Raw genomic sequence first — 25,141 nt, forward strand, 5'->3', positions numbered from 1 at the left:
TATTTTCACATACTAGGTTGAAATCGCAAGCTTTCCTCTAAACAAATCCGGTTTCGCCCATGTTCCTTAGAAATATAAAGCGATTGATCAGCAGCTTCTACCGTTTGGTATATATTATCCCAATTCTTAATCTTAGATACTCCCATAGAAACGGTCACTCTAATTGCTTCTTTTTGATTAAGGGAATAAAAGTGGTTTTTTTCAATTTCTTGGCGGAGTTCTTCTAGGACTCTCAGAATGTTCACCTCGGACTCCATTCCAGATATAAATAGAATAAACTCCTCCCCACCATATCTTCCTAGTTCTACTGTTATATTGATGTTGTTTAACAACTTATTGCGAATTAATTCTGCTACCCCTTTTAAAATCAGATCACCGTTTAAATGACCGTATGTATCATTGATGGCCTTAAAATAATCTACGTCAACCATCACGAGATAAGGGGTTTGTTTTGCGTTACGCCTATACTGTTGAATCTTCTCAACAAAACAGCGCATATTATATAAGCCCGTGAGATCGTCATGTTCTGCGAGATATTGAAGCTTTTCCTTGAATTGGATTTGTCTTTCAGAATCAACAATAAATAAATATAAGACGTATACAATGATTATAAAAGTTACATAGCGTATTATAAAAATTTCTTTAAAGACAGTCCATCCATCTGGTACAAATACAATAATCGGCAAATCTGAGATTAGCCAACACACGGTAAATATGAACATGAGTGATTTTGCTTTTCCTTTATATTGGGTTAGAGAAGAGTATAAGATGGCGAAACAAACCGGGAGAATCATCCCGAAAACAACCCCTGGCATGGACCCTTCTCCACCTAAAGCCAATCGCCAAGCACTTGTAATGAATAATACTGTCAGACCTACACGCAAGCCCCATCTTAGTGCTAAGAACACTAATGGAATTAATCTAAGATCAAAGCGATATTCACCATACTGGATTGGCAAATAAAACATGGCAATGACAGCTAACGACACAATGGCGATCACACCCATTTGTGTGTGTTTCATGGATGTATTACTATTTCTATTAAGCCACGTGGTTATACACAAATGCATGAGGAAGATTATTGCTATATTTGACAAACAGGATTGAATGATATTACTCATGTTAACCTCTCTATTAAGGGAATCTCTTCTTTGTAAAACAAACACTTGTAAACTATCCATTATTATATTCTTATTCATTCTGACATTCTAGTTATAATCCTAATAATTCCCTAAATTGTCACTAGTAAAGCTAACAAAAAAATACATACTTATAGAAAATCATCTGAATTGAGTGCCTATTATATCTGTTGTTTGTTTTGTTGACAAACTATTTTCTCTCTAGTAAAATTCTTCTTGGCCATTTTAATTAATTAAAGTGGTAGAGAGTTAACGAGAATTACTAGGAGGAAAACTTGTGAACGAACTGGTTATATCAGTTATTTTAATGCTTAGCCTTTGTTTGCTTAGGGTTAATGTCATTCTAGCACTTCTGTTCGCGGCACTTACCGGAGGAATACTATCCGGAATGGGAGTCCAGGAAACGCTGGATTTGTTTATAAAGGGAATGGGTGGAAATGGTTCCGTTGCCTTAAGTTATATCTTGTTAGGAGCTCTAGCGGTCACAATCGCCCAAACGGGGATTACGCAATGGCTAGTTAGCAAACTTTTGACCCTATTGAACGGTAAACGAAGCTTTATTCTTATAGCTCTTGCTGCTATTGCATCAGCCTCACAGAACATCGTACCTGTTCATATTGCTTTCATCCCTTTACTTATACCACCCTTACTACCCTTATTTAATCGGTTGAATCTTGATCGCAGAGCAGTTGCATCGGCCTTGACATTTGGCTTAAAAGCACCCTATATCGCTCTTCCAATCGGATTTGGACTCATTTTTCATCAGATTATCGCTGAGCAAATGAAAACCAACGGTATGGAGATAGAAATAGCGATGATCCCAATAGCGATGATCCTTCCGGCCGTAGGAATGGTTGTTGGTCTAATCCTTGCCCTCTTCTTTACTTATCGGAAACCACGAGTGTACAGTGGGAGTATTCAAACGGAGAATAACGAGGATTCTATTCGTTTTACCTCAAAACATCTGATGGCCTTGATAGCAATCGTAATTGCATTGGTAATTCAATTGTGGACGGACTCCATGGTCTTCGGAGCACTCTCCGGGCTTCTTGTCATGTATATTGGAGCTGTTATACGGTGGAGGGACATAGATGAACTGTTTCTCCAAGGGGTTAAAATGATGGCTTTTATTAGTTTTGTTATGCTTGCTGCTTCTGGCTACTCAGAAGTCATTAAAACTACTGGAGCTGTTGATGACCTTGTTTCATCCGCTGTACAGCTCATCGGTGATCAACGGGCTCTAGCCGCGTTAATCATGCTACTTGTCGGATTATTTATTACGATGGGAATAGGAACTTCTTTTGGGACCATTCCCATTCTAGCTACGTTATTTGTACCTTTATGTGCCGCTTTTGGTTTTCCCCCATTAGCAACTGCCGCCATCATAGGGACCGCTGGTGCGCTTGGAGATGCAGGCTCCCCGGCATCCGATTCCACTCTAGGACCTACATCAGGTTTAAACGTCGATGGGTTGCATAACCACATCTGGGACACATGTGTACCTACATTTGTTCATTATAATATTCCCTTAATTGTGTTTGGCTGGTTAGCCGCCGTTCTTTTGTAACTTACAACTAATGAAAAATAAGCGGATCTCTTTCTCCGCTTATTTTTTCTTATGTTTCCCAAAAGCTCCCTCCCTATCTCTCTCTTAATCGTGTGATACAATAAAATCAATTCTATTAAAGGAGATATAATACAATGCATTTTCTATCGTCATGGAAATCTATTCTTGTCATTGCAGTACTTTTCACATCGCTTCCCTTTTCCCCCACTGGGCATGCAGAGAGTCAATCTGCTTTTACAGATACGATGGATCATTGGGCAAAAGAAACGATTGATTGGGCTGTTAGAGAAGATATTGTAAAAGGGTTTCCGGATGGAACATTCCGACCGAATCAAACCCTTCGTGAACGTGAATTTATTACGATGCTATTTCGTACGATGAAGGATAGTCCATTATTAGACTGGAGTGCAATTGAACGTAAACCATGGCCCATGGGGTATCTCATACAAGCTACTGAGCTAGGTTACCCCGGCTATGTTCTTAGTAACTACCCTAACAGAAGACAAGTCGCAGAGTTCTTGGCCGCTTCCCAAGGTGTTCATTATCAAGGAGATCAAGCGGTACAATATCTATTAACGATTAACTTAGCACATGGGAAGCAAGCAGGAGTGAGAAATCTTGAATCATTCCGTGGGGACGATACTCTTACACGGGCTGAAGCTGTTCAATTTTTAAAAAATGCTAAGGAAAAAGGGCTTAAGGAATTGCAACAAAGACCCAAATCTATTTCACCTTTAGGGAACCTGCAACCTTTGCCTGTTACAGAATCTATTCTTAACCCATTTGTTCAGAGAGCCCACCAAGCTTTAGTTAGCTCCCCTGAATTTAATGGAAAGGCCCTACTGGATCTTGGAGCAAGAACCATCTTCATTAATCCTTATGGAACAGATAAACCGGAAGATGTGACTTTGGTATTGCAGATTGTCCCGAATGGAACATGGACGTTACGCTTCTATAAGGAGACTGAGGCGGAGACCAAAGCAGCCGAACAAGTATTAACCTATTTTTATCCTTCTTCTCATCAGGAAGCCATTCATGATATGTATCTGCGTTTTATTCCATGGTCTCTCATTGACAAACATCCTAAACTAGATCGTTATTATAGTAAGGTCTATGATGAGCGATATTTCGTTCTAAAACGACCTGTATTTGATGACATTCTAGAAATTACAATAGGGTATAAACCCGAATACAAAAGAAAAAAGCGCTTCTTGGCGCTTTTTTCTTTTGTACAATTTCCTTTTAATCATACTTTTCATCATTCTCTTGGACTACACCATCAACAAGCAAATCTAGTTCATTCTCAAAAGGAAGATACAGTGGACTTGGAAGTTGATCAATAATGTATTGAATATCGGGATGTTCAAGAGCAGCATCGAAAGAAATAGGCATGAGTTCTTGAAGAAACCAAATCTTAAAACAATCAATAAACTTATAAAATTTATGTTCTAGATAGGTCGCTTCATCTTCCGCATTTTCAAGTATAGAAGTACGTTGGTTTCTTTCCCATTGTTTAGATAACTCATCTAGTGCCAACAGCATATCTTGCTTCATTTCTACCTCCGTAAGCCTGCAAATCTTATTTCAGTTCCAATAACTTGTTCCTTAGGTCGTTGCCCATCGAAGCTAGTTCATTTTCTGCATCCCGGCGTTTGTTTCGCCCTTCTTCTTGGATTCTAATCGTCTCCTCTAGCGTTGCAATGATACTTTCTTGAGTCTTTTTTAAAGTCTCAATATCGACTAGACCGCGTTCGTTTTCTTTTGCAATTTCAATGGTATTCGTCTTGAGCATCTCTGCATTTTTCAGAAGCAACTCATTGGTTGTTTTGGAAACTTGTTTCTGTGCTTCGACAGCGTGCCTCTGTCTGACTAAAGTTAAGGCAATGCCCATCTGATTTTTCCACAGTGGTATAGCGGTCATAATGGATGATTGAATCTTCTCCACAAGGGCTTGGTTTGTGTGTTGAATTAATCTAATTTGTGGAGCACTTTGTACGGTGATTTCCCTGCTCAACTTAAGATCATACAGCCTTTTATCCAGTCGATCTGCAAACTGAAGCATATCTTTAACTTCTTGAAATTTCATTTCATCCTTTGAAGTCTCTGCTTCCTTCTTTAAGGCAGGAATTACTTTTTCATGTAATTCATCCAGCTTTAATTCTCCTGCAGCAATATAAATATTTAAAGTATGAAAGTATTCTTTATTATTGTCGTATAGCTTCTCTAACATATCAATATCAGAAAGCAATGCTTTTTTACTACGGTCCAATTTTACACTGATTCGGTCAATCTGTGCCCCTGTCTTCTGATATTTTGATAATACCTCTTGTACGGATCCAGAAAGCTTACCAAAAACTCTAGAAAGAAAGGAACGTTTTTCAGGTTTGAGATCATCAGGGTTCACTTCGTTAAATCTTTTCATTAAATCTTTGATAATTTCTCCGATCTCACCCACATCCTTCTTTTGCACATGTTCGAGCATGGTATCAGAGAATGCTAATAGCTTAGATTGTGCCGGCGTTCCATAAGTGATCATAGCCTGATGATTACGAGGATCAATCTGTTCGGCAAGTTGGTAAACCTTAGCTCGGTTTTCTTCTGGGATTACGTCAATAAGTCTTGTTCGTTTATTTTCCTGTATGGATGGGCTAGACGGAGTTGTTGCCTGTTCGCCAAACGGATCAGCTAATAAATCATCCATAATATTTAGGGATTTCTTATTATCCATATTCATTCCTACTTTCACCTCTTATTCGTTGAGTCTCTATTGACCATTTGTTTTGCCACATCAATTTCAAATTGAAGCTGATCGATGTCATCTGATAAAACATGATATAAATTTTCTTCGACTAATCGGTTGACTTCTCCTAACATATGACGTGTTTCAATTAAGGCTTCTTCCACTTCCCGATTTCTCTTGGGCTGGTTGGATAGTAGGGCATATTTCTCAGAAAGCTCAACAGCTGAATCCAAATAGGAGAAATAGAAACGCTCAGCTTTATAAAATCGTCTGGGTTCTTTTTTTGTTAAACCATATATTTTTCTTGTCAGCCGTGACAGCTCAATACGTTGCGTAAAAGACGGAAGATGTCGAATGGACAGTAGTGCTTTATGCAATCGATAAATTTTTCGTTTTGCATCATCCAAATTCTTAGATATATATTGGTATTCTTTTCGTGATATTTGATGTTTTTTTAAAAAACGATAATGAAAGTACATGGAACCAAGCCAATAAGAACTCAACCCTGCGCCAGCAGATATAGCTGTAGAAATCCAAAAAGTGTAGTCAAAAGTCAAAAAACTAATCAACCACGCTATCGTTGCAACAGGGATGGCGATTAATATGCGGGCAATAAAGGATAACAATGATTGCATCTTCCATCTACTCCTGACTCATTCATAATAATTCTTTATACGAGAGGTACAAAATTAAAGTTTCAAATTCAGTGAAAAACAGATGATTTTTTACTCAGTCTAACAATACATTAAAACCTCTATACCTTCTATGGCCCAAGGAATTAGCTTATCTAAGTCTTGAGATGGAGTTTTGCTTAAAACAAAGGATCTGTAAGGGGATCTTACAGTAAATAGGCTTAAAATAGATCGTTCCTTCATAACACATATAACTTGTCCAAAAAATGCGGCGATTGTATCCACAATTATCAACATGGCACAAAACCTTAATCTTTATCTGATTGCTGAAGGGGTTGAAACGTATTAATACTCTTTCCGTAATGGATAAATCTCCTAAATAAAGTGATCTATAGTACAATTGAACATATTGATATGAGGAGGGAAAAAATGAAAGCTGTTGTCATTACACAATCCGGTGGACCAGAGGTATTGCAATATCGCGAGGTTGCTATGCCCTCCGTTGGTCCTAAGGAGGTGCGAATACGAGTAATAAAGACCAGTGTAAACTTTGCAGATATAAAGTCTAGAATGGGTAAGAAAGGTGCAGCCTCCTTCCCTTTCATTCCTGGATTAGATGCTACAGGCTATATTGATGAGTTAGGTTCAGAAGTTGAGAGTCTTTACACTGGACAGCGCGTCATCGCTTTTCCTATGAATGGTTCTTATGCTGAATACATTGTTGCTTCACCGGATCTTGTGTTTCCCATTCCTGATAATATTGATTTTCTCACTGCTGCTGCATGTCCTATTGTTTCTTTTTTATCTCATAGGCTTCTAGTTAACGTTGCAAGAATAGAAGTTGGTGATGTCGTTTTAATTCATGCTGCCGCCGGAGGAGTAGGTTCTACTGCAACGCAACTAGCTAAACTATTAGGAGCAAGCCTCGTAATTGGAACAGTGGGCAGTGAAAATAAGAGAGTCATTGCAGAAGAAAGCGGAGCTGATTATGTCATATGTTATGAACAGGAAGATTTTGCACAAAAGGTCAATGAAATAACCGAGGGCAAAGGAGCGAATATTATTCTAGATTCTGTCTCAGGGAAGGTTACGGAAAATAGTTTAGATTGCCTTGCGCCATATGGTCGTCTCGTTCATTTTGGAAATTCGAGCGGAGACATCGGAACCATAAAAACTACTGAACTACATTCAACCTGTCGTTCTGTTCTAGGTTTTAGTCTCGGGACAACGAGAAAGCTTAAACCTTATTTACTAAAAGAAACCGCTGAACAGATCCTCCCCTTCTTAAGCAGCAAGCAATTAAAGATAAAGGTTGGTCATGAATTTCCTCTTTCGGAAGCAGCTCAAGCACATTATCTCATGGAAAACAGGTTAAATATAGGAAAGATAATATTAAACATAGACTAAACTTGTAAAGCTTTCTCCTTTAACCATCGTCTTCACCTAAGAAGGAGTCCATATTATGCATAGAAGATGGTTATACATTGTCACTACTCTCATGGTAGGCAGTTTATTTTTAAACGGTTACCTATACCTTGAAAACAGGTCCTATGAACGCTACTTAGCAGATCACATTGCCAACAAGGTATCACCCTTATCCTCCTCGATCCTAAAGAGCAAGATAATACTAGAGGACGTTTTGGAGAAGAAAAGTATATCGTACGAACAAGCAGAAGAAATAAATTACTGCCTTCGCCATATCGCAGTTGAATCACAAGATTTGTTGTATCTAGGCGGAACACTGAACTCTTTTTCGCCGCAGCTAAGTAATAAAGTTAGTTTAGAAGCTGTTCGAGATAAGGTCTTTTTCGAGGGGATAGTTAGGGATCATGCAGTCGGGGATATTATCCTACTAGATTATACCCAACTTGAAGACCTACACCGCCTTCACAATCGTATAAACCGTTATGCCCTGACTGTAGGCAAGCATGTGATAGGAGCAACCCCTGAGGGAATGGATGAACAATATTGGAACAGATACTTGAAGTCAGGGACAATACATCCCTACTGGAAAAATCTAATGGTAGATTTAGAGTGGGAAGCTTATCAAAGATAATAGAAAGAGATATACTGTAAATAAAAACCATGAGGTATTGAATGACCGTTATCAACTCAACCGTTAATTTAGACTTTTATTGTGAGGCGTATCTTCCTGCCCTACTATCCTTTACTCTACCAAAAGAACAAGTGATGTTTACTGCCTTACCGGAGGTTTTACTCCAATTAGCTAGGGAAGACACTACTCGCATTCCTATTGTTATTCTTGATCAAGGAAGACCTGTCGGTATGTTCGCATTACAATCAGGTCCACGAGTACTGGAGTATACTGATAATCCTAGAGCATTACTCTTAACCGCATTCTCCATTAACTACAATGAACAAGGAAAAGGTTATGCCAAACTTGCACTTTTGTCCCTGCCTCTCTTCGTGATAAAAAACTTTACGGAGATTGACGAAATTGTCTTGGTCGTCAACGGTAAAAATACAACAGCACAACAGCTATATCTAAAGGCAGGTTTTACGGACCGAGGAGGTAGAAAAATGGGAGAAATTGGTGAGCAGTATGTGCTTCATCTACCAATATAGGTTGTAATGCAATTATTGACCCTAAGTGGAAGCTGACCCTACAATCGGTATTGCTGACTTCGGGACAGCCTATTCTACTTAAAGCATAGGATCCTTCCTTTTTACACGTTAATTTCATTATATTATGATGGGTTTTTTTGTTAAAATAAAGGAATCCATTACGAAAAAGGAGGTTCTACAATTGGAATTAGGATTAACGGGGAAAGTCGTACTCATCACTGGAGGTTCTAGGGGAATAGGGAAAGCGATTGCACGTAGTTTTTTAGAAGAAGGAGCTCTTGTGGCTATTGCAGCACGATCCTTGCAAGACCTTGAAATAGCAAAGACTGAGTTAGGCTATATTCGGATCTATCAGGGTGACCTTACACTGGCCTCTAATAGAGAGCAAGTTTTCCATTCAGTTTTAAAGGATTATGGACGACTGGATATCCTCATCAATAATGTTGGGGGGAGCAATGGCGGACCTGCTATGGAAACAGATATGGCATTATTTGAACAGTCCATGCAATTAAATTATTTTTCCGCTGTTCATTTCAGCCAACTTGCAGCACAGGAAATGAGAAAAACTGGCGGAGGCTCCATCATCAATATATCCTCTATTTTTGGACGAGAATCAGGAGGAAAAATTACGTACAACAACAGTAAGGCCGCCTTAATTAGTTTTACTAAGGCTTTTGCAAATGAGATGATATCTGATGGCATACGAGTTAACGGGATCGCCCCTGGATCGATTCTACATCCCTCAGGGAATTGGCAGAAGCGTCTAGACCAAAATCCTGAACAAATTTTAAAATTCGTAGAAGAAGAAATTCCCGCAGGACGCTTTGGAACCGTAGAAGAAGTAGCTAATGTCGCCGTATTCCTAGCTTCAGATAAAGCTTCCTGGATTATCGGAGCCACACTTAACGTTGATGGTGGTCAATCTAAGAGTAACTTTTAGAAAGAGAATGCCGATCCTAACAGCACTTGATTGTGCTTTTTCTGGATCGGCACTTCTTATGAGCTAAAGATACTTTGCGATCTCTTGAGCCGTTCTTTCACCGTTAGCAATACAATCTGGTATTCCTACACCGTAATACGAACAACCTGCCAACATAACCTGGGGATATCGCTCAGCCATTTTCTTTTCTAATGATTGAACGATTTCATAATGTTTAATGTGGTAGTTAGGCATGGTGTCGTGCCATTTGGTTACATCATACTTTATCGGTTTACCTGTAATGCCTAAGCTCTTTTTGATATCTTGTAAAGCCACTTGGAGAAGTTCCTCTTGCGTCATCTGTTGCATCTCTCCGTAAGTAGGAATGGAGCTTTTATAAAAAAGTCGGACTAGCAAATGATGGTTTTCGGACGTGTGCTCCCACTTCCGGCTTGTCCACGTACAGGCGTTACAAACTAAGTCACTGTTATCTGCAACGATAAAGCCGGTACCGTCTGTTGGCAGCTGACTGTCAGGGATGTCAAAACCAAGGTAAATACTAATTAAGGAGCTATTCGTTAGTTGATTAAAATCCTTGTCAAGCTCCTCATCACGCAGAAGAGATTGTGCGGCCGAATGTAGGGTGCTAAGGACGACGAAGTCGGCATCTAACTGCCTTTCATCATCTAACGATATTCGATAATGACTTCCTACCTTTTCTAAGCCTTCTGCTTTTACCCCTTTATAAATTTCTACTTCGGAAAGCTCATCCTCTAAGCGATCTATGAGGGAGGAAACACCATGTTTAAAAGATAAAAACTTTTTATCCCCTGACCCTTTGAATATTTTCTTATTCTCAGAGAGACCCCGAATGATACTCCCATATTCGTTTTTATAATCCAATAAATACGGTAGTGTCGAAGCGATGGTCAAATCCTCCAATTTTCCTGAGTAAACACCAGATATCACAGGTGCAATTTGCTTCTCAACGAGCTCCTTCCCAAGAAAGCTCTCCAAAAATAATCCAATGGAATCATTCTTGGTAAAACGATCATTCGTTATATAAAAATCTTTTAATGCCTCAACCTTTCCTTCCGCTGAAACCAAGTTACTCTTTGCTAAAGATTCAATGCTTAATGGAATTCCAAACACACTATCCTCAGGAATTTGCTTTAGGCCCCCATCCGCATGGATAAAAGACACACCTGTTGCATTATAGACGACGTCTTCTTGAAGGTTGAGCTCTTCTAAGAAAGGAGCCACGTTTGACTTTCGTGAGACAATGGAGTCGGCTCCCGTCTCCATCATAAATTCTCCCTCTTGTACGGTCTTGATTTTTCCACCTAATCTCTCGCAGGATTCAATAAGGATTAACCTAGCCTTTAAGGCTTGAGCTTTCAACGTCTTTTGCAAATAATACATAGTGGATAATCCGGTGATTCCCCCACCGATAACGACGACAGTTTTCAAAGTAACTACACCTCAATTTTCATTTCATTATTCGACTATAACATATACCTGGACTGTTCACTCTACTCAACCGTGTCTTGAAGCCTTCTCCCTAATTCCTCTCCCGCTGCGATCCCAGACAAAAAAGCACTCTCTAATCGTGTTCGACCAGCTTGATCCTGAGGCGAAAGATAAGCGTCACCTGCAATCAGTAAGGGATGGATAAGCCCAGCGTCAAGAAACGGCTTTCTTACTACACTAGCAGCTTCTGCATAACGCCATCTAATCAACTCTTTTTTTATAATATCCTCAAGGTGAATATGCTTACCTACTTGTTCCATTATTCTTGGCCAGATCACATCATCTGCCTTATCATAATATTCCTCTGACCATGGGCCTCGCATATACACACTAACTGTAGGTATGGATGAAATCCCTTTAAGCTGGTGATCCACCATTCGTTCAATGTTTATTGGCAAACCATCGTCTAGGTGACCTGAAGATTCCCATCTTGTAGGATTTTTTAATTGAAAGACCGCAATTAAACTCGGATAAAATCTTTGTGTTAATAAGTAAGGTAGTTCACCATAGTCCAAAGCAATTTCCTTCTCTAACATAACCTTTAATTGAGGAGCGGGAGCTGTAAGTATAAGAGATTTCGCTATGATTACTTGACCCGATGACAATGTGAGTTCAAACCCGGTCTTTATTTTGGCTATCGAGCAAACCTCTGCTTCAAACTTTATCGGTAAACCTTCCGATATCCTTACAGCTAAGTTGCACATTCCATCTACACTGGTGTATCTACCATAGGGTTCACCGAACCAATGTTTAATCCACCCTTTTTTCAGCCATTCATTTGCCTGCTCTTTCAGAAGCATAGAACGAATAGTAAAAAATTGTGCCCCATAATCAAACTTACCTTCTCCCACTGTTTTAGAAGCCATACGCCCTCCGACAACAGAAGCAGATTCCAAAAGAAGCAAGTCTTCAAATCCTTGTGCTTGCAATGTACGGGCAGCCATCATACCCGACAAACCTGCACCAACAATCACGATGGAATAAGACTGAATCTTCATTTTCAACCCCCTAAAATAACATTCTAATTTTTAGAATGTTATAACTTTTAGAATTTGAGAATAATTCGTTCCTATGGTGCGTCCTCAAGTATATAATTCCTAGTAAACGACAGAGTTCTAAATTTTAGAATAAATCACAATCCCTTATTCCAACCAAAACCCGAGCATCCTAGTCCAATTAAGCTATTGCTATTATGGCACGAACCTTGCTTAAAAGATAAGTGAACAATTCATGAATATCAAGGGAAAGGGCGTATTAGTATGAGAGATCACACCATCTGTCGGTGCGAAGAAGTAAATTACACATCTATAATGAATGCGATACAAGATGGTGCAAGAACTTCAAAGGAAATAAAACTATGGACTCGCGCAGGAATGGGAATTTGTCAAGGTCGTACCTGTAGACCATTAATTGACTCGCTTACGTCCATACATACTAAACAACCCGTACCAAATTTTAGTCATTTAACTCATCAATCCCCCACTCGTCCTATAAGGCTAGCAGATTTATGCCAGATATCCAAGGAGGGAGAAAAATGAGAATCGTTGATCATCCTGTACTGGGTCGCCTGAATAACGAAGAGGAGGTTTATTTTCAATTTGACGGTAATGTATACTCCGCCTTAAAAGGAGACTCCATTGCAGCCGCTTTACTCGCAAATAACATACGCACTCTACGATATTCAGAGAAAAATCTTGAACCCCGTGGAATCTACTGTGGGATTGGGCATTGCTACGAATGTCGGGTCACTGTAGATGAAGTGCCAAGTGTTCGAGCTTGTATTACTTCTGTTGAAGAAAATATGAAAATAACTTCCCAAGGAACGAACTTGCGATGAAAAAAACAGACATAATTGTGATTGGAGCAGGACCGGCTGGTCTTAGTGCCGCGATAAAAGCCAGTTCACTCGGTGCCAAAGTCACTGTCATTGACGAAAATCCTATAGCTGGTGGCAAATTATTGGGTCAGCTACACGAAGAACCTAAGCATGGATGGTGGATTGGGAAACAGATTGCATCAGATATGATTAACAAGGCATTGAATCTAGGTGTAACTGTCATGAATCAAACAGAGGTATGGGGCGTCTACCCTCAATGGAGAGTTCAAACAAATAAATACGGAGAGATCCAAGCCCCTTATTTGTTATTGGCCACCGGTGCTGCAGAACGCGCTATTCCTATCCCAGGATGGACTCTTCCAGGGGTAATGGCTATCGGAGCCGCACAGTTAATGACAAATTACTATCGAGTTAAACCCGGCAGTAAGGTACTTGTCGTGGGAGTAGACGTCCTGTCCCTAACTGTTGCTAGGGAGATGAAAATGGCGGGTGCAGAGGTTGTTGGAATCGTCCTTTCTCCACCAACTGACTTGAGCCAGGAAAAGTCTCATCCTGCAGAAATGATCGGGTACCTTAGCCGGTTAGCACATTTAGCGCCCTCGCCTCTATTAAGATTCACCGGGTCATTAGTATTTAATGAATCCATGCAACGATTAGGAGCAACCCTCTTCCCTAAACAAGGAATGAAGGTCTGGGATATCCCTCTCCTCTTACGCAAGGCAGCAGTTGAAATTGAAGGAGAGAATGGTGTTCAAAAGGTAAAATTGGCTCAGCTCACACCAGATGGGAAAATAATTAATCATTCTTATGAAGAAATTGAAGTAGACGCCGTTTGCCTCTCTGGAGGGTTATATCCTCTAGCAGAATTAGCTGCTACTGTAGGATGCGAGTTCACCTATCTACCTGAATTAGGAGGTCACGTCCCTATACATAGCTCTCTATTAGAAACGACTAAACCAGGTGTGTATGTGGCTGGAAATATAACAGGGATTGAAGGGGCTAAAGTGGCCATGGCACAGGGGGAATTAGCAGGTACTGTTATCGCCTCTCAGCTTGGGTTACTCGGTAACGAGTCAGAGGAAATGATAAAACGGGCAAAGAAGCATGTTCTCCAAGTTCGTGATGCCTCAAGTATTCAGTTTCTAAAAGAAATTGGGAAAGGACGAAAAAAGATGGATGAAATATGGAGGCAGTTAAATCTTATACAGGTCTGAAAGAATCATCACTTGTCCATAGTAGATTTCCAAGTATAACTATACTATCATTGCTATAAATGGATAGGAATGCTACTTGGAGGACGTGAATATGAATAAGAAACCTTTGTCTCTATGGATTATGGGCCACCATCAACCATTCTCAGATCAGCTCAATAAATGGGCAAAAGAAGGATTTATCACTATTACAGGGGAATGGACACCCAGTGATGACCGCCAAGTGGGTCATCAAACTCTTCCATCGAACCTCACAGAGAAACTAGATGTTATCCTCTTAACGGAAACTACATTAGAACCCTTTATCAAGGTATACCAGCAAACGAATACGATGGTCATCCATCCCGAACAGTTCTGGGTGCTTGAGCGGCTAATGGATCAAGAACAGCAGCAACAGACTGCATTCCAGGAAAAACAATGGTTCCAGACCATGTTAAAGTACTCTCATGAAGGGGTTCAATTCGTTGACGCACAGGGGACTGTTCAATATATTAATCCTGCCTTCTCCAGAATCACTAACATATCTGCTGAACAAAGAATTGGAAAGAGTATTTTCGACGTCTCACCTGATGGGGCTTTAGTTCAAACCCTGCGTACACAGACTGAAGTGATAGGATACCGAACGAATGTTCAAGGTTCTGGCGTAGAAGTTATCTCTAACGCCGCTCCCATTTTCGTAGACGGAAATCTTATAGGTGCGATCACCACCTTTCAGGATGTCACTGAGATTAAACATTTGTCACAGCAGATTAAAGATCGTGATCAAGAGATCATGAAGCTTCATGATCAACTAAGGAACCTTCATGCTCCTCATTATTCCTTTCAAGATATTGTGGGAGAAGCTAAGCCCGTTAACAAAATGATAGAAACAGCAAAAAAAGCTTCACGGACTCGTTCAACTGTCCTGATTACAGGTGAAAGCGGAACAGGAAAAGAACTCATTGCCCATTCTATTCATACTCATAGTGATTTTAATCAGAAGCCTTTCGTCATCGTCAATTGTGCTGCCATACCAGAAGCTCTCCTAGAAAGCGAATTATTTGGCTATGAAAAAGGGGCCTTTACTCACGCAGTAAAACAAAAAATAGGCAAAATTGAGCTCGCTCATGAAGGAACTCTCTTTCTCGACGAAATCGGTGATATGAGCCTTCCCTTACAAGCTAAGTTGTTACGTGTTATTCAATCAAGGGAATTTGAGAGAGTGGGAGGATTAGACCCTATACAAGTTCAAGTCCGAGTGATCGCTGCGACCAATCAAGATATGCAAAAACTCGTAGCAGAAGGAAGGTTCCGCGAAGATTTGTACTACCGACTTAACGTAGTTAGAATTGAAGTCCCCCCTTTACGGGAACGTATTCAAGACCTTTCTCTACTCGTTGAGCGATTGTTGGTTCGAATAAGCCAACGGGTCGGTCTAAGTCCCATGACGATTACACGAAAAGGAATAGAACTCTTATCGAAATATCACTGGCCGGGCAATATTCGTGAGCTTGAAAACTTTTTAGAACGCTTGATGAATGAAAGTAATTCGTCCGTGATCCCCGACTCCTTAATTGAGAGACATTTACCTAATAGATCTTTTTTTCACGATGATCTAGAAGATGGGCTTCCTTCCTCTTTAACCGAAACGGATATCTTGCCGCTTCGTGATATTGAAAGACTATATCTTATAAAGGCGTTGGATACGTTCGGGAGAACATTAGAAGGCAAGAAGAAGGCTGCTCGTGCCCTCGGTATCTCATTAGCAACGCTTTATAACAAACTTAAAGAATATTCTTAAATTTCGTTAAGCAAGGAGACTAAATATGAAAAGTGCAGACGTTGTCGTTATAGGGGGTGGGGTTATCGGGACCTCTATCGCCTTTCGACTTGCTCAACAAGGAAGAAAAACCATACTCATTGAGAAAGGAGCAATCGGTGCCGCCACCTCTGGTTCTTGTGATAAAGCCGTCTTTCTGCAATCGAAGAAACCAGGGTTTCATCTAGAGCTAGCCAAAGCTAGTCGTGAAGTTTACGAAAACTTGGAGGAAGAATTGCAAACCCCCTTCGAATTTCAAAAGTGTGGCGGTATGATTGTTATAGAAACAGAGGCTCAGCTAGAATTTATGCAAAAGTTCGTGAAGGAACAACAACAGGCAAACATCCCTATCGAGCTTCTCAGTCGAAAAGAAGCACTTACCTTGCAACCGAACCTCTCCCCCCACATTCTTGGGGCAACATGGGGAAGTGAAGATGCAGAGGTGAATCCCCTACTGCTCAGTTATGCCTTTGTAAAAGCCGCTAAAAGTAACGGAGCAGAAATCATAAGCCATACGGAAGTAACCGGGATCGCAACAATAAACGGTCAGGTTTCTTGTGTCCACACGACTCAAGGTGATATTGCTACAGCAGCTGTTATTAATGCAGGGGGACCCTTTGCACCGAAAATCAGCGAGATGGTCGGTATTGATCTCCCCATACAACCTCGTCGCGGGGTCATTCTTATTACAGAGAAGGTAGCCCCCTTCCTAAAAGGAAACGTCCTTTGCGCACAATATATAACAGCTAAGCATCTCCACAAAGAGGCAAACGTGAACGACAATCCCTATGGTATCGGACTTTCCTTGGGACAAACAGAATCAGGAAACCTGCTTATTGGAGGCAGTAGAGAGTTTAAGGGATTTAATCGAGAAGTTGGTCCAGTGTTACTTGAAAGTATCGCACAACATGCATGTCGAATCTTTCCATCCCTTGGCAGCATTCGCCTCATCCGTACGATGGTCGGTTTCCGACCTTTCACAGGCGATGGCCTTCCCATTATTGATCGAGCCCCAGAAATAGCAGGATACTATATCGCAGCTGGACATGAAGGTGATGGAATCGCTTTGTCCCCCATCACAGGACACTTGGTAAGCTGTTTACTAGACGGAGGTGGCCCTTATAACCATTTATTAGACCATCTAAGACTCAGTCGATTTCAACCTGTAGTGGCAAACTAATTAACTGAAGTTTTAAAAAAATGGAACAATAAAAGGAGGAAGTACATGTTAACCATTATTATTCCAATGTTAATCCTTTTTGCTATTGTTTTAATCCCTAAAATCCCCAAGATTGGGGGTGAGATTCGGATTGGCCTGATTGCAGCAGGTCTTGTAGCAGCGATACTTGGTGGCCTTGGACCAATAGAAATACTCAAAGCGACTATAGACGGGATTGATCGCCTAGCGTGGGTCATCATGCTATCCATATTTGGCAGTATTTATGCAGAAACCCAAGTGAAGCTTGGAACGATGGATACTACACTGTTAAGTTTGAGATCAGTATTTGGCAAATCCAGTAATGGGTTAATCGCAGCTATTATCCTTACCCTTGTACTTGCGGGTTCACTACTTGGCGACGCTATAGCTGCTGCGACCGTTATTGGATTTCTAGTCATCAATTCCTTACATGAGCTCAAGGTAAAACCGGAGCAAATTGGGATGATTATTCTCGTAGGCGCCTCCCTAGGTTCTATTATGCCACCTATCTCTCAAGGAATCTTCCTTTCCGCCTCCTTAATAAACACAGACCCTGGTCCTGTTCTTCAAGTAGCCTATTTTACGGTAGGACTAGGTGTAATTTTTGCTATTGTTGAGTCTTTTCGTTTTGTAAAAGGAAAAAAACTCCCTGCTGAATTACTCCCGGATAAGACCTTCCTACAAATCATGAAGCAAAAATGGTATACCTTAGTTCCTCTTCTCGTACTTGTTTTCATTATCGTAGCTAACTCCGGTTTTAAATATGATATTTTTAGTGAATGGCCATTTTTTGCTATTATTGTTGATACGTTGAAAGATATACCTATTCTAAAAGGACTTACATTTAAAGTGGTTATGGCTATACTCGTTGCTACTTTCGTCAGTTACCTATTCTTAGTCTTCCGAAAAGACACACAGGGAGTATTTACAGGTGGACTGGGTAAAGTCAAACAAACCGTACAAATCCAGTTAAGTGCTGGTTTTATGATTGGTATCTTTTATGCCACAGGAGCTATTGACATTGTCAAAACCTATGCTGAAGGCTTGCATGGGACCACATTAAAGATTGGGGGCGGTTTAGCCACGGCTCTTATCGGTATGCTAACCGGATCCCAAACAGCAGCCCAAACAACCATCGTAACCTTCTTCGGTCCGATTCTAGAGAATCTTGGTGTAAATCCGGTTAACATTGCAATTGGCGCGTCCCACATTGCTGCAGCAGGGCAAAATATGCCACCTGTGGGACTAACCGCCTTCGTTGTTTGTGGATTAATTGGAGGGATCTTGAGTACAAAGGTCGATCCTGTGAAAGTCATGTTCTTAGCGCTTCCTAATTCCGTTTACTTTCTTATCGCAGGTTTCATTGCTTTATTCATTTAAGGTGGAGGGAAATAGTGAGTCATGTACCCAAAAATTGGCGTGTTAATGTTAGACATCGATATCACCAGACCTCATGGAGATATTGGGAACCCAGGTACGTTTCCGTTCCTTGTCCAATATAAAAAAATTAAGGGAGCTAGTATACAAAGAGTTGTACATGACGGCGATCCACGGCTCATTGATCCCTTCATTAAGGGGATAAAAGAAATGCAAGGCCAAGGTGTTAAAGCTGTCACGACCAGCTGTGGCTTTTTATCCCTATTTCAAAAGGAAATCTCACTGCAAGTAGAGATCCCATTCTATTCATCCAGCCTAATGCAGATTCCACTGGTCCATTCTATTGTAGGAGGTCCAATCGGTGTGTTAACGGCTACAAAATCTTCTTTAACCCGTAAACACTTTGAGGCCGTATGTGCAGCACACATTCCGGTCTTCGTTGAAGGAATGGAAGCGATGCCCGCTTTTCGTAACGCTATCCTGGAGGAATCTAGTAAATATAATAGCCAAACTATTGAACGAGAAATGGTAATGCAAGCCTTAACTCTTAAACAAAATCATCCTGAGATCAAAGCCTACGTCTTCGAGTGCACCAATATGCCCCCCTATCGCGAATCTGTAAAGAAAGCTACTGGTTTGCCAGTGTTTGATATCGTTACACTTACAAAGTATGTTTATGAGTCATTACCTTAATTACGTTTCTAGTAAGAAATAAGGGAGGTTTCTCCCTTATTTTTGCTTTTGATTTATTCCGCAAAATTTGTCAATAAATGTATACTATCTTTTTATGAATCCCTATAATAATATATTCGTATAATCTGTAAAGAAGGAGGTATGGTTTATGTCCAATCCTCTAGAAGATCGTGTTATTTCTTACATACGACTGAACCAAGATCTAATCATTAATCATTGGATGGAGAAAGTAGTTGTCTCTATTCATGATCCATATAAAGAAGAGGTCAAAAGCAACGGTTTCTCAATGCTCTACCTAATATTGTCTTGTTTAAACAACCAAACAAATGAAGATGAAATAAAACTACTTGCCTTTAAGGTTGCTAGTGAACGGCTTGAAGCGAATGTAAATATTGGCGATTTCGTTTATAATGTCAGTCTAGGTCGTAGCGAAATACTTAATACCCTTCCCCAGACAGGGTTGTCAATTGAAGAACTTCATCCCATGATGAATAAGATCAATTTTTACTTCGATAAATTCTTGCACCTAGCTGTACAACGTTACACAGAATTAAAAGATAAACGTTTAGAGGAACAATCCTTTTTTATAGAACAGACGCACAAGGATCGTTTAACCATATTAGGTCAAATGTCCTCGAGCTTTGTTCATGAATTTCGCAACCCTCTTACTTCGGTTATTGGTTTCATTAAGCTTCTCCGGGAAAAATACGGTACAATTGAATACCTAGACATTATTGATAGTGAACTCGATCAACTAAAGTACCGAATATCTCAGTTTCTACTTACTTCAAGAAAAGAATCCAAGGAAAAAGAGAAGGAATACATCCATATTCCGAACCTATGTGAGGAAACATTGGATTTCATCTACCCCATTCTCGTTAGTACGGACGTGACCATCGAGAGCGATATCGTAGACGACTCTTATCTCTACGGTTATCGTGACGAATTCAGACAAGTACTAATAAACATTCTCATTAACTCTTTAGATGCGTTAAGTGAATCACACCAGTCCATAAAAAAGATCTACATCGCATCACACATTGAACAAGATAGGGTAATTATAACCATCTCAAACAATGGCCCTATGATTCCTTCCCACTCCATTCATTCTATATTTGAGCCTTTCTATTCTACCAAAAAATTAGGAACTGGGATTGGATTATATATCTGCCGTAAAATTATCGAGGAACATAACGGTACTCTTCATTGTGAATCGAATCAAAACTGGACTCATTTTCGTATGATGATACCCATAAGAAACGTTACTAATTAAACACCAAAAACCCCACATGACGTGGGGTTTTTTACCTTTATTTATCGATTTTCTCATTAGCACGCTCCAAAACGGATGCAGGAATCTCGACACCGAAGCGCTCTGCTGCCTTTAAGTTAAGAATCAATTGTAAGTCTTTTTGGGTTTCAATTGGCATATCACCAGGCTTAGCTTCACCCTTTAAAATCTTTACAGCCATCTCTCCCGTCTGACGTCCCAAGTGATAATAATCAAGGCCATAAGTCATTAATGCTCCATTCTTCACGGATTCCCCTTCAGCTGCAAATACGGGAATTTTCGTCTGCTCACCTACCATCAAGACGGTGTCAATCGCAGATACAACGGTATTGTCACCCGGAACATAGATGGCATCAATCCCTGAGAACGACTCTGCCGCTTGCTTCACTTCAGAACTATTCGTTACAGCTCGTTCAACTAATTCAAGTCCTAGGTCTGGAGCAATACTCTTCGCAATATCCACTTGTACTACTGAGTTAGCCTCACCAGAATTATATAGTACTCCCACCTTTTTTGCAGTTGGAACAACTTCCTTTATAAGTTCTAATTGTTCTTTAATTGGATTCATGTCAGAAGTCCCTGTTACATTGGCACCAGGCTTTTCACTTGATGCTACAATTTTTGCAGAAACGGGATCCGTAACTGCTGTAATCAGGATTGGAATATCTTTAGTTGCTTGAGCTGCTGATTGGGCCGTTGGAGTTGCAATCGCCAAAATCATGTCCACTTTATCCGCAACGAACTTCTGTGAAATCGTCATAGCCGTATCTTGACTTCCCTGTGCACTTTGGAAATCGTACGTCACTTGCTCGCCTTCCTTGAATCCATTTTCATTTAAGTAGTCGACAAATCCCTTCCTCGCTGCATCGAGCGCCGGATGTTCCACAATTTGGGTAACTCCAATCTTGAATGTCTTCGCAGGTTCAGCTGGTGCTGGTGCAGCGGTTTCTGTTTTTTGTGGTTCCGTAGTTGTTGGCGCAGCGGGTTCTTGAGTGGTACTCCCGCCACAAGCCGTTAGCGATGTCGCTAAGAGAATGCCAAATAAACCTGTAAAAGCCTTACTCCATATACCTTTTCGACTCATCGTCTTACCCCCTGGAAATATTTTTCTACTGCCACCTTAAGAATATCAATAATTAACAATATTAACAATATATTTATCCACAAAACTTTATATTTTCAGTATATTTATCCATTCCACTTACGCGGACTTTTTATGGTAAAATAATACTAAAGTTGGTCAAGGAGGTTACATATGGATATTCCAGGTCTATCCATGGCAATGAACCAATCTCAGTTAAAGCAAAATGTTAGTCTGGCATTAATGAAGCAAGCCATTGGCACCCAGAATGAGAATACAGCACAAATCATTGATATGTTGAAAGACTCTCAGGTTCCAGCTGCTACCCACCCTCATCTTGGTTCAAAGCTTGATATTTCAATCTAATACCGAACATTGACCGAGACAAGTCTTAAGAAAAAACCTGGCAATAGCATTTGTCAGGTTTTTGTCTGTTCTAGCGAGTTTGCGTTCGATTAAAGAAGAGGATAAGCTTATCTTATAATTTAGATGGAATGGAGGGGCACGGATGAAATATAGAAGATTAGGTAAAACCGGCTTAAAAGTTTCTATAGTAGGACTTGGCACATGGCAGTTTGGTGGCGAATGGGGAAAAGATTTTTCCCAAAAGGAAGTAGATGAGATCTTAGAGACGAGTAAAGAGGCTGGAATTAATTTTATTGATACTGCAGAATGCTACGGGGATCACCTCTCCGAAAAATTAATAGGACAATCTATTAAGAAGGATCGAACAGACTGGATTCTTGCCACGAAATTTGGACATCACTTTCACGGAATGATGAACCGAACTGGGGACTATTCGGCTAAAGGTACTATTGAGCAATTAGAAGCTTCATTAAAAGCTCTACAGACCGACTATATCGACCTTTATCAATTCCATTCTGGGCCTGATGACGCTCTTACAAATGATGAATTATGGACAGCATTAGATAAACAAGTACAAGCCGGAAAGATCAAACATCTTGGAATATCGATAGGAAAAACGTTTGACCATGAGTACCAGATTAAGTTATCACGTACTTTACCGGTCGAAACTGTACAATTGGAATACAATCGATTAACTCTTGAACCAGAAGACCGAGCATTGCCTTTATGTATAGAGTACGATTTGGGGGTATTGGCAAGAGTGCCCCTTGCTAGTGGGTACTTAAGTGGCAAATATGCACCTGGTACTACTTTCGGCGAAAATGATGTTCGAATAAGGCATAATCCAGAAGATGTTAAGCGAAAGTTAGAAGAGGTTGAAATCATAAAGAAAACAGAAGTTCCAGAAGGAATAGACATGTCACAATGGGCCTTATCCTGGTGTTTACGTCATCCTGCAGTCACCATGGTTATTCCAGGGTGTAAAAGTCCAGAGCAGGTAATCGCTAATGCAAAGGCTACTGAACTAGTCCATTTGAATCATCCGCAAACTGCAGAATTGTAATCGAATTTCGGGCTACTTAGATATATCATGATAAACTTATAGAGGGTTCCCCAGGGAGTCTAATACAGACTGCCGGGGGACCCTCTTTTTCACTGTCGTTATTCTATTTTACTTAATCAGATAGCCTGTTAACGGCTTCCCTTTTTTGTAGTAAAGATGCGGGGATAGAATAACGAAATATATATGGACTTGTTCAAAGCCATTTTCTACAAGTAGAGCGTCAAGTGTGGTTACAATGCGATCATGTTTTTCCTGAACCCTTTGAAACATAAGGATTTCTACATAGGAAGGCATATCTGTTAAGTAAGTTGATGATACAAGCTCTACTTTTACGATCTCCTCCTCTACCTCGGCCTCCTTGGCAAAATTGCGAACGATGTCAGGGATGAGTGGAGCTAAATCCTCTTTTAGAAATCCAGAAAATCGGAGGAACGGCATACATATATTCCTTTCTATAGAAATAAGTGATCACGCAAGTTTCTGTACGAAATATTATCACAAATGAGGGAAAGAGGAAAGATTGTCCGCATAGGCTCATATAAATGAAATATCCAATTATCAGTGATGATATCGTAAGGAAATATGAAAGTGAAGAAGGTTGAACATGATCATAGGACTCGTTAGCATCTTGCTTCTCGTTTTTTTCTTGCCTTTACTGTTGAAACCTGTAGAGAAAAATCTTGAGATGTTTTTGTTTATTATGGGATTCCTTGCTGCCATCATTAGCGGCGTGTGGAATACAAGCTTATTTGTCAAAGCGGCAATGGATCCAATCTACATTTCGCTTACCGTCTTACTAGCTGGTTTGTTATTTAGGTGGTATCAAGAACCTCTAGAGAAATCAATAAGAAGCCTTAGTCGTAAAATGCCCTATCCCATTTTTATTGGTTCGGTAACCATTGTATTAGGCTTAGTATCGAGTGTCATTACAGCTATAATTGCTGCCCTTGTATTGGTCCTTATTGTTACCACATTGCATCTAGATCGCCAGTCAGAAATTCGGTTTGTCATCTTGTCCTGTTTTTCCATTGGTTTAGGTGCTGCCTTAACACCACTAGGAGAACCTCTATCTACTATTGCTATTAGTAAATTAAATGAAGACTTTTTCTTCCTAGTAAGATTAATCGGGCCTGAGGTTTTCGCCGCACTCTTAATCTTCGGTACGCTAGCTGCCTTACTCGTAAGTCCACCTAAAATAGGAAAAAGAACAATGCGTGTTGAGCGAAGCAGTGAAACTTATGAAGAAATCCTTGTTCGTTCCCTAAAGATTTACTTCTTTATAGCTGGTCTTACTTTTCTTGGGGCAGGCTTTGAGCCATTAATTAATCAATATTTTCTAGATCTAAATTCTAAGTTCCTATACTGGATTAATATGATTTCAGCAGTATTAGATAATGCCACACTTACGGCTGCGGAAGTTAGTCCAGCCATGAATCATATCACCATTCGTTCCATCTTAATTGGTTTACTTATGAGCGGAGGGATGATGATTCCAGGTAATATTCCGAACATCATTGCTGCTAATAAATTGCAAATATCTAGTAAAGAATGGGCCATGTTTGGATTCCCCTTAGGACTTGTTATGATGCTTGTTTTTTTCTTTGCTTTTCTCTTAACGTCTAGATAATTTAAGCCGGTTTCCACCTCTACTTGGTGAGAAATCGGCTTTTTTTGTCCCATATCGATTTTTTCGAACACTGATTCCATCAACGCAAATGTTTTCGCCAATCTCCCCCATCGATGGCAGGGCAAGAAGTCGCCCTTTCCTCAGTATACACGTATACCCAAGCCTCTTGTGTCCCTTGATCAGTATAAACAGTTTCACGGATTCTTTCGTACTCATTTTCCTGACCCTCAACTTGATAATCTTCTAGGATATCGAGCTGTTTTAATTTCTCACCATCAACCTGATACAGTTCTCCAGTAACTTTTTTGGTTCCACCTAGAACAAGGGCAGGATAGGCACCAACATCCACCAATTCTCCAAACGTCCAAGCTTCACTTGCCATACACCGCGCACCATCAAGCCAATGATGATTAGATTGACCGGATAATAAGGTTCCATAGACAAATACCAGATGCTTGGTCATAATCTTTCACCTCTCGTTCTCGT

At 40.3% G+C, this 25,141-nt stretch carries 26 protein-coding genes and 1 pseudogene; 18 read left to right on the forward strand and 9 right to left on the reverse strand.

From position 1 onward, the window contains the following. Positions 1–5: 5 nt before the first annotated feature. Positions 6–1,022 carry a GGDEF domain-containing protein gene (locus EIZ39_RS15620; RefSeq protein WP_164985124.1) on the reverse strand — a complete coding sequence of 339 codons (1,017 nt, stop codon included), beginning with the start codon at positions 1,020–1,022 and terminating at the stop codon, positions 6–8. A gap of 394 nt (positions 1,023–1,416) precedes the next feature. On the opposite strand from EIZ39_RS15620, the gene EIZ39_RS15625 reads away from it, so the two are divergent. Then, positions 1,417–2,706: a Na+/H+ antiporter family protein gene (locus tag EIZ39_RS15625; RefSeq protein WP_255433974.1), complete on the forward strand. Its 1,290-nt coding sequence runs from the start codon at positions 1,417–1,419 to the stop codon at positions 2,704–2,706. 134 nt (positions 2,707–2,840) lie between these two features. Then, positions 2,841–4,049, forward strand: coding sequence for an S-layer homology domain-containing protein (locus EIZ39_RS15630; protein ID WP_129200914.1), 1,209 nt, complete (start codon positions 2,841–2,843; stop codon positions 4,047–4,049). On the opposite strand, the gene EIZ39_RS15635 is transcribed toward EIZ39_RS15630, so the two are convergent. From EIZ39_RS15635 to EIZ39_RS15645, 3 genes are read right to left on the reverse strand one after another with little or no spacing between them, the layout of a single operon-like run. Beyond that, positions 3,949–4,260 (reverse strand): hypothetical protein, encoded by a 312-nt coding sequence (locus EIZ39_RS15635; RefSeq protein ID WP_129200915.1) that lies wholly within the window; start codon positions 4,258–4,260, stop codon positions 3,949–3,951. The two genes, EIZ39_RS15630 and EIZ39_RS15635, sit on opposite strands and share 101 nt — an antisense overlap. Positions 4,261–4,285: 25 nt before the next feature. Next, on the reverse strand, positions 4,286–5,440 hold the full coding sequence (locus tag EIZ39_RS15640) for a toxic anion resistance protein (protein WP_129200916.1): 1,155 nt from the start codon (positions 5,438–5,440) through the stop codon (positions 4,286–4,288). Between the two features lie 8 nt (positions 5,441–5,448). After that, positions 5,449–6,081, reverse strand: coding sequence for a 5-bromo-4-chloroindolyl phosphate hydrolysis family protein (locus tag EIZ39_RS15645; protein ID WP_129200917.1), 633 nt, complete (start codon positions 6,079–6,081; stop codon positions 5,449–5,451). 202 nt (positions 6,082–6,283) lie between these two features. Here EIZ39_RS15645 and EIZ39_RS15650 point away from each other — a divergent pair. The 5 genes and pseudogenes from EIZ39_RS15650 to EIZ39_RS15670 all read left to right on the forward strand — a co-directional run. After that, a pseudogene (locus EIZ39_RS15650) lies at positions 6,284–6,421 on the forward strand (EAL domain-containing protein); the annotation flags it as partial. An 86-nt stretch (positions 6,422–6,507) separates the two neighbouring features. After that, positions 6,508–7,485, forward strand: coding sequence for a quinone oxidoreductase family protein (locus EIZ39_RS15655; protein WP_129200918.1), 978 nt, complete (start codon positions 6,508–6,510; stop codon positions 7,483–7,485). Between the two features lie 55 nt (positions 7,486–7,540). Next, positions 7,541–8,134, forward strand: a complete 594-nt coding sequence (locus EIZ39_RS15660) for a hypothetical protein (RefSeq protein ID WP_129200919.1) — start codon at positions 7,541–7,543, stop codon at positions 8,132–8,134. A 41-nt stretch (positions 8,135–8,175) separates the two neighbouring features. Then, complete coding sequence (locus tag EIZ39_RS15665; protein ID WP_129200920.1) at positions 8,176–8,664, forward strand: GNAT family N-acetyltransferase; 489 nt, start codon at positions 8,176–8,178, stop codon at positions 8,662–8,664. 181 nt (positions 8,665–8,845) lie between these two features. Beyond that, the gene (locus EIZ39_RS15670) at positions 8,846–9,604 is read left to right on the forward strand and encodes an SDR family NAD(P)-dependent oxidoreductase (RefSeq protein ID WP_129200921.1); all 759 of its coding nucleotides are present in this window, start codon (positions 8,846–8,848) and stop codon (positions 9,602–9,604) included. A gap of 63 nt (positions 9,605–9,667) precedes the next feature. On the opposite strand, the gene EIZ39_RS15675 is transcribed toward EIZ39_RS15670, so the two are convergent. Together EIZ39_RS15675 and EIZ39_RS15680 are read right to left on the reverse strand one after the other, a co-directional pair. Continuing rightward, complete coding sequence (locus EIZ39_RS15675; protein WP_129200922.1) at positions 9,668–11,053, reverse strand: protoporphyrinogen oxidase; 1,386 nt, start codon at positions 11,051–11,053, stop codon at positions 9,668–9,670. Positions 11,054–11,115: 62 nt separating this feature from the next. Continuing rightward, positions 11,116–12,111, reverse strand: a complete 996-nt coding sequence (locus EIZ39_RS15680) for an NAD(P)/FAD-dependent oxidoreductase (RefSeq protein WP_129200923.1) — start codon at positions 12,109–12,111, stop codon at positions 11,116–11,118. A gap of 261 nt (positions 12,112–12,372) precedes the next feature. On the opposite strand from EIZ39_RS15680, the gene EIZ39_RS27755 reads away from it, so the two are divergent. From EIZ39_RS27755 to EIZ39_RS15720, 8 genes are all read left to right on the forward strand, one after another. Next, positions 12,373–12,651, forward strand: a complete 279-nt coding sequence (locus tag EIZ39_RS27755; protein WP_129200924.1) for a (2Fe-2S)-binding protein — start codon at positions 12,373–12,375, stop codon at positions 12,649–12,651. Further along, on the forward strand, positions 12,648–12,950 hold the full coding sequence (locus EIZ39_RS15690) for a (2Fe-2S)-binding protein (RefSeq protein WP_129200925.1): 303 nt from the start codon (positions 12,648–12,650) through the stop codon (positions 12,948–12,950). The genes EIZ39_RS27755 and EIZ39_RS15690 overlap by 4 nt, the downstream gene beginning before the upstream one ends. After that, positions 12,947–14,164: an NAD(P)/FAD-dependent oxidoreductase gene (locus tag EIZ39_RS15695; RefSeq protein ID WP_129200926.1), complete on the forward strand. Its 1,218-nt coding sequence runs from the start codon at positions 12,947–12,949 to the stop codon at positions 14,162–14,164. Before EIZ39_RS15690 ends, EIZ39_RS15695 begins: the two co-directional genes overlap by 4 nt. Positions 14,165–14,255: 91 nt before the next feature. Continuing rightward, on the forward strand, positions 14,256–15,941 hold the full coding sequence (locus EIZ39_RS15700) for a sigma-54 interaction domain-containing protein (RefSeq protein WP_129200927.1): 1,686 nt from the start codon (positions 14,256–14,258) through the stop codon (positions 15,939–15,941). Between the two features lie 25 nt (positions 15,942–15,966). Then, the gene (locus tag EIZ39_RS15705) at positions 15,967–17,139 is read left to right on the forward strand and encodes an NAD(P)/FAD-dependent oxidoreductase (RefSeq protein ID WP_129200928.1); all 1,173 of its coding nucleotides are present in this window, start codon (positions 15,967–15,969) and stop codon (positions 17,137–17,139) included. A gap of 45 nt (positions 17,140–17,184) precedes the next feature. After that, complete coding sequence (locus EIZ39_RS15710) at positions 17,185–18,537, forward strand: TRAP transporter large permease subunit (protein WP_129200929.1); 1,353 nt, start codon at positions 17,185–17,187, stop codon at positions 18,535–18,537. A gap of 21 nt (positions 18,538–18,558) precedes the next feature. Further along, on the forward strand, positions 18,559–19,227 hold the full coding sequence (locus EIZ39_RS15715) for an aspartate/glutamate racemase family protein (protein ID WP_129200930.1): 669 nt from the start codon (positions 18,559–18,561) through the stop codon (positions 19,225–19,227). Positions 19,228–19,375: 148 nt separating this feature from the next. After that, the gene (locus EIZ39_RS15720; protein ID WP_129200931.1) at positions 19,376–20,500 is read left to right on the forward strand and encodes a histidine kinase N-terminal domain-containing protein; all 1,125 of its coding nucleotides are present in this window, start codon (positions 19,376–19,378) and stop codon (positions 20,498–20,500) included. Positions 20,501–20,537: 37 nt separating this feature from the next. On the opposite strand, the gene EIZ39_RS15725 is transcribed toward EIZ39_RS15720, so the two are convergent. Further along, complete coding sequence (locus EIZ39_RS15725) at positions 20,538–21,602, reverse strand: ABC transporter substrate-binding protein (RefSeq protein WP_129200932.1); 1,065 nt, start codon at positions 21,600–21,602, stop codon at positions 20,538–20,540. 171 nt (positions 21,603–21,773) lie between these two features. Between EIZ39_RS15725 and EIZ39_RS15730 the strand changes: the two genes are divergently transcribed. Next, positions 21,774–21,965 (forward strand): YjfB family protein, encoded by a 192-nt coding sequence (locus EIZ39_RS15730; protein ID WP_129200933.1) that lies wholly within the window; start codon positions 21,774–21,776, stop codon positions 21,963–21,965. Positions 21,966–22,107: 142 nt separating this feature from the next. Next, a complete protein-coding gene (locus EIZ39_RS15735; RefSeq protein ID WP_129200934.1) occupies positions 22,108–23,028 on the forward strand; it encodes an aldo/keto reductase in 921 nt (306 codons plus the stop codon). A gap of 108 nt (positions 23,029–23,136) precedes the next feature. On the opposite strand, the gene EIZ39_RS15740 is transcribed toward EIZ39_RS15735, so the two are convergent. Then, on the reverse strand, positions 23,137–23,466 hold the full coding sequence (locus EIZ39_RS15740) for a DUF1904 family protein (RefSeq protein ID WP_129200935.1): 330 nt from the start codon (positions 23,464–23,466) through the stop codon (positions 23,137–23,139). Between the two features lie 166 nt (positions 23,467–23,632). Between EIZ39_RS15740 and EIZ39_RS15745 the strand changes: the two genes are divergently transcribed. After that, entirely contained in the window at positions 23,633–24,655 is a 1,023-nt protein-coding gene (locus tag EIZ39_RS15745) for a DUF1646 family protein (RefSeq protein ID WP_129200936.1), read from the forward strand. 79 nt (positions 24,656–24,734) lie between these two features. Here EIZ39_RS15745 and EIZ39_RS15750 read toward each other — a convergent pair whose 3' ends face one another. Continuing rightward, complete coding sequence (locus tag EIZ39_RS15750) at positions 24,735–25,118, reverse strand: gamma-glutamylcyclotransferase family protein (RefSeq protein WP_129200937.1); 384 nt, start codon at positions 25,116–25,118, stop codon at positions 24,735–24,737. Positions 25,119–25,141 lie beyond the last annotated feature (23 nt).

Source organism: Ammoniphilus sp. CFH 90114 (assembly GCF_004123195.1).
Lineage (GTDB): Bacteria > Bacillota > Bacilli > Aneurinibacillales > RAOX-1 > YIM-78166.

Bases quoted from the DNA above. Each gene is read 5' to 3' on its own strand.
- EIZ39_RS15620 (WP_164985124.1), bottom strand. From the start codon at position 1,022: ATGAAACACACACAAATGGGTGTGATCGCCATTGTGTCGTTAGCTGTC.
- EIZ39_RS15630 (WP_129200914.1), top strand. From the start codon at position 2,841: ATGCATTTTCTATCGTCATGGAAATCTATTCTTGTCATTGCAGTACTT.
- EIZ39_RS15635 (WP_129200915.1), bottom strand. From the start codon at position 4,260: ATGAAGCAAGATATGCTGTTGGCACTAGATGAGTTATCTAAACAATGG.
- EIZ39_RS15640 (WP_129200916.1), bottom strand. From the start codon at position 5,440: ATGAATATGGATAATAAGAAATCCCTAAATATTATGGATGATTTATTA.
- EIZ39_RS15645 (WP_129200917.1), bottom strand. From the start codon at position 6,081: ATGCAATCATTGTTATCCTTTATTGCCCGCATATTAATCGCCATCCCT.
- EIZ39_RS15655 (WP_129200918.1), top strand. From the start codon at position 6,508: ATGAAAGCTGTTGTCATTACACAATCCGGTGGACCAGAGGTATTGCAA.
- EIZ39_RS15660 (WP_129200919.1), top strand. From the start codon at position 7,541: ATGCATAGAAGATGGTTATACATTGTCACTACTCTCATGGTAGGCAGT.
- EIZ39_RS15665 (WP_129200920.1), top strand. From the start codon at position 8,176: ATGACCGTTATCAACTCAACCGTTAATTTAGACTTTTATTGTGAGGCG.
- EIZ39_RS15680 (WP_129200923.1), bottom strand. From the start codon at position 12,111: ATGAAGATTCAGTCTTATTCCATCGTGATTGTTGGTGCAGGTTTGTCG.
- EIZ39_RS27755 (WP_129200924.1), top strand. From the start codon at position 12,373: ATGAGAGATCACACCATCTGTCGGTGCGAAGAAGTAAATTACACATCT.
- EIZ39_RS15690 (WP_129200925.1), top strand. From the start codon at position 12,648: ATGAGAATCGTTGATCATCCTGTACTGGGTCGCCTGAATAACGAAGAG.
- EIZ39_RS15695 (WP_129200926.1), top strand. From the start codon at position 12,947: ATGAAAAAAACAGACATAATTGTGATTGGAGCAGGACCGGCTGGTCTT.
- EIZ39_RS15700 (WP_129200927.1), top strand. From the start codon at position 14,256: ATGAATAAGAAACCTTTGTCTCTATGGATTATGGGCCACCATCAACCA.
- EIZ39_RS15705 (WP_129200928.1), top strand. From the start codon at position 15,967: ATGAAAAGTGCAGACGTTGTCGTTATAGGGGGTGGGGTTATCGGGACC.
- EIZ39_RS15710 (WP_129200929.1), top strand. From the start codon at position 17,185: ATGTTAACCATTATTATTCCAATGTTAATCCTTTTTGCTATTGTTTTA.
- EIZ39_RS15715 (WP_129200930.1), top strand. From the start codon at position 18,559: ATGTACCCAAAAATTGGCGTGTTAATGTTAGACATCGATATCACCAGA.
- EIZ39_RS15720 (WP_129200931.1), top strand. From the start codon at position 19,376: ATGTCCAATCCTCTAGAAGATCGTGTTATTTCTTACATACGACTGAAC.
- EIZ39_RS15725 (WP_129200932.1), bottom strand. From the start codon at position 21,602: ATGAGTCGAAAAGGTATATGGAGTAAGGCTTTTACAGGTTTATTTGGC.
- EIZ39_RS15730 (WP_129200933.1), top strand. From the start codon at position 21,774: ATGGATATTCCAGGTCTATCCATGGCAATGAACCAATCTCAGTTAAAG.
- EIZ39_RS15735 (WP_129200934.1), top strand. From the start codon at position 22,108: ATGAAATATAGAAGATTAGGTAAAACCGGCTTAAAAGTTTCTATAGTA.
- EIZ39_RS15740 (WP_129200935.1), bottom strand. From the start codon at position 23,466: ATGCCGTTCCTCCGATTTTCTGGATTTCTAAAAGAGGATTTAGCTCCA.
- EIZ39_RS15745 (WP_129200936.1), top strand. From the start codon at position 23,633: ATGATCATAGGACTCGTTAGCATCTTGCTTCTCGTTTTTTTCTTGCCT.
- EIZ39_RS15750 (WP_129200937.1), bottom strand. From the start codon at position 25,118: ATGACCAAGCATCTGGTATTTGTCTATGGAACCTTATTATCCGGTCAA.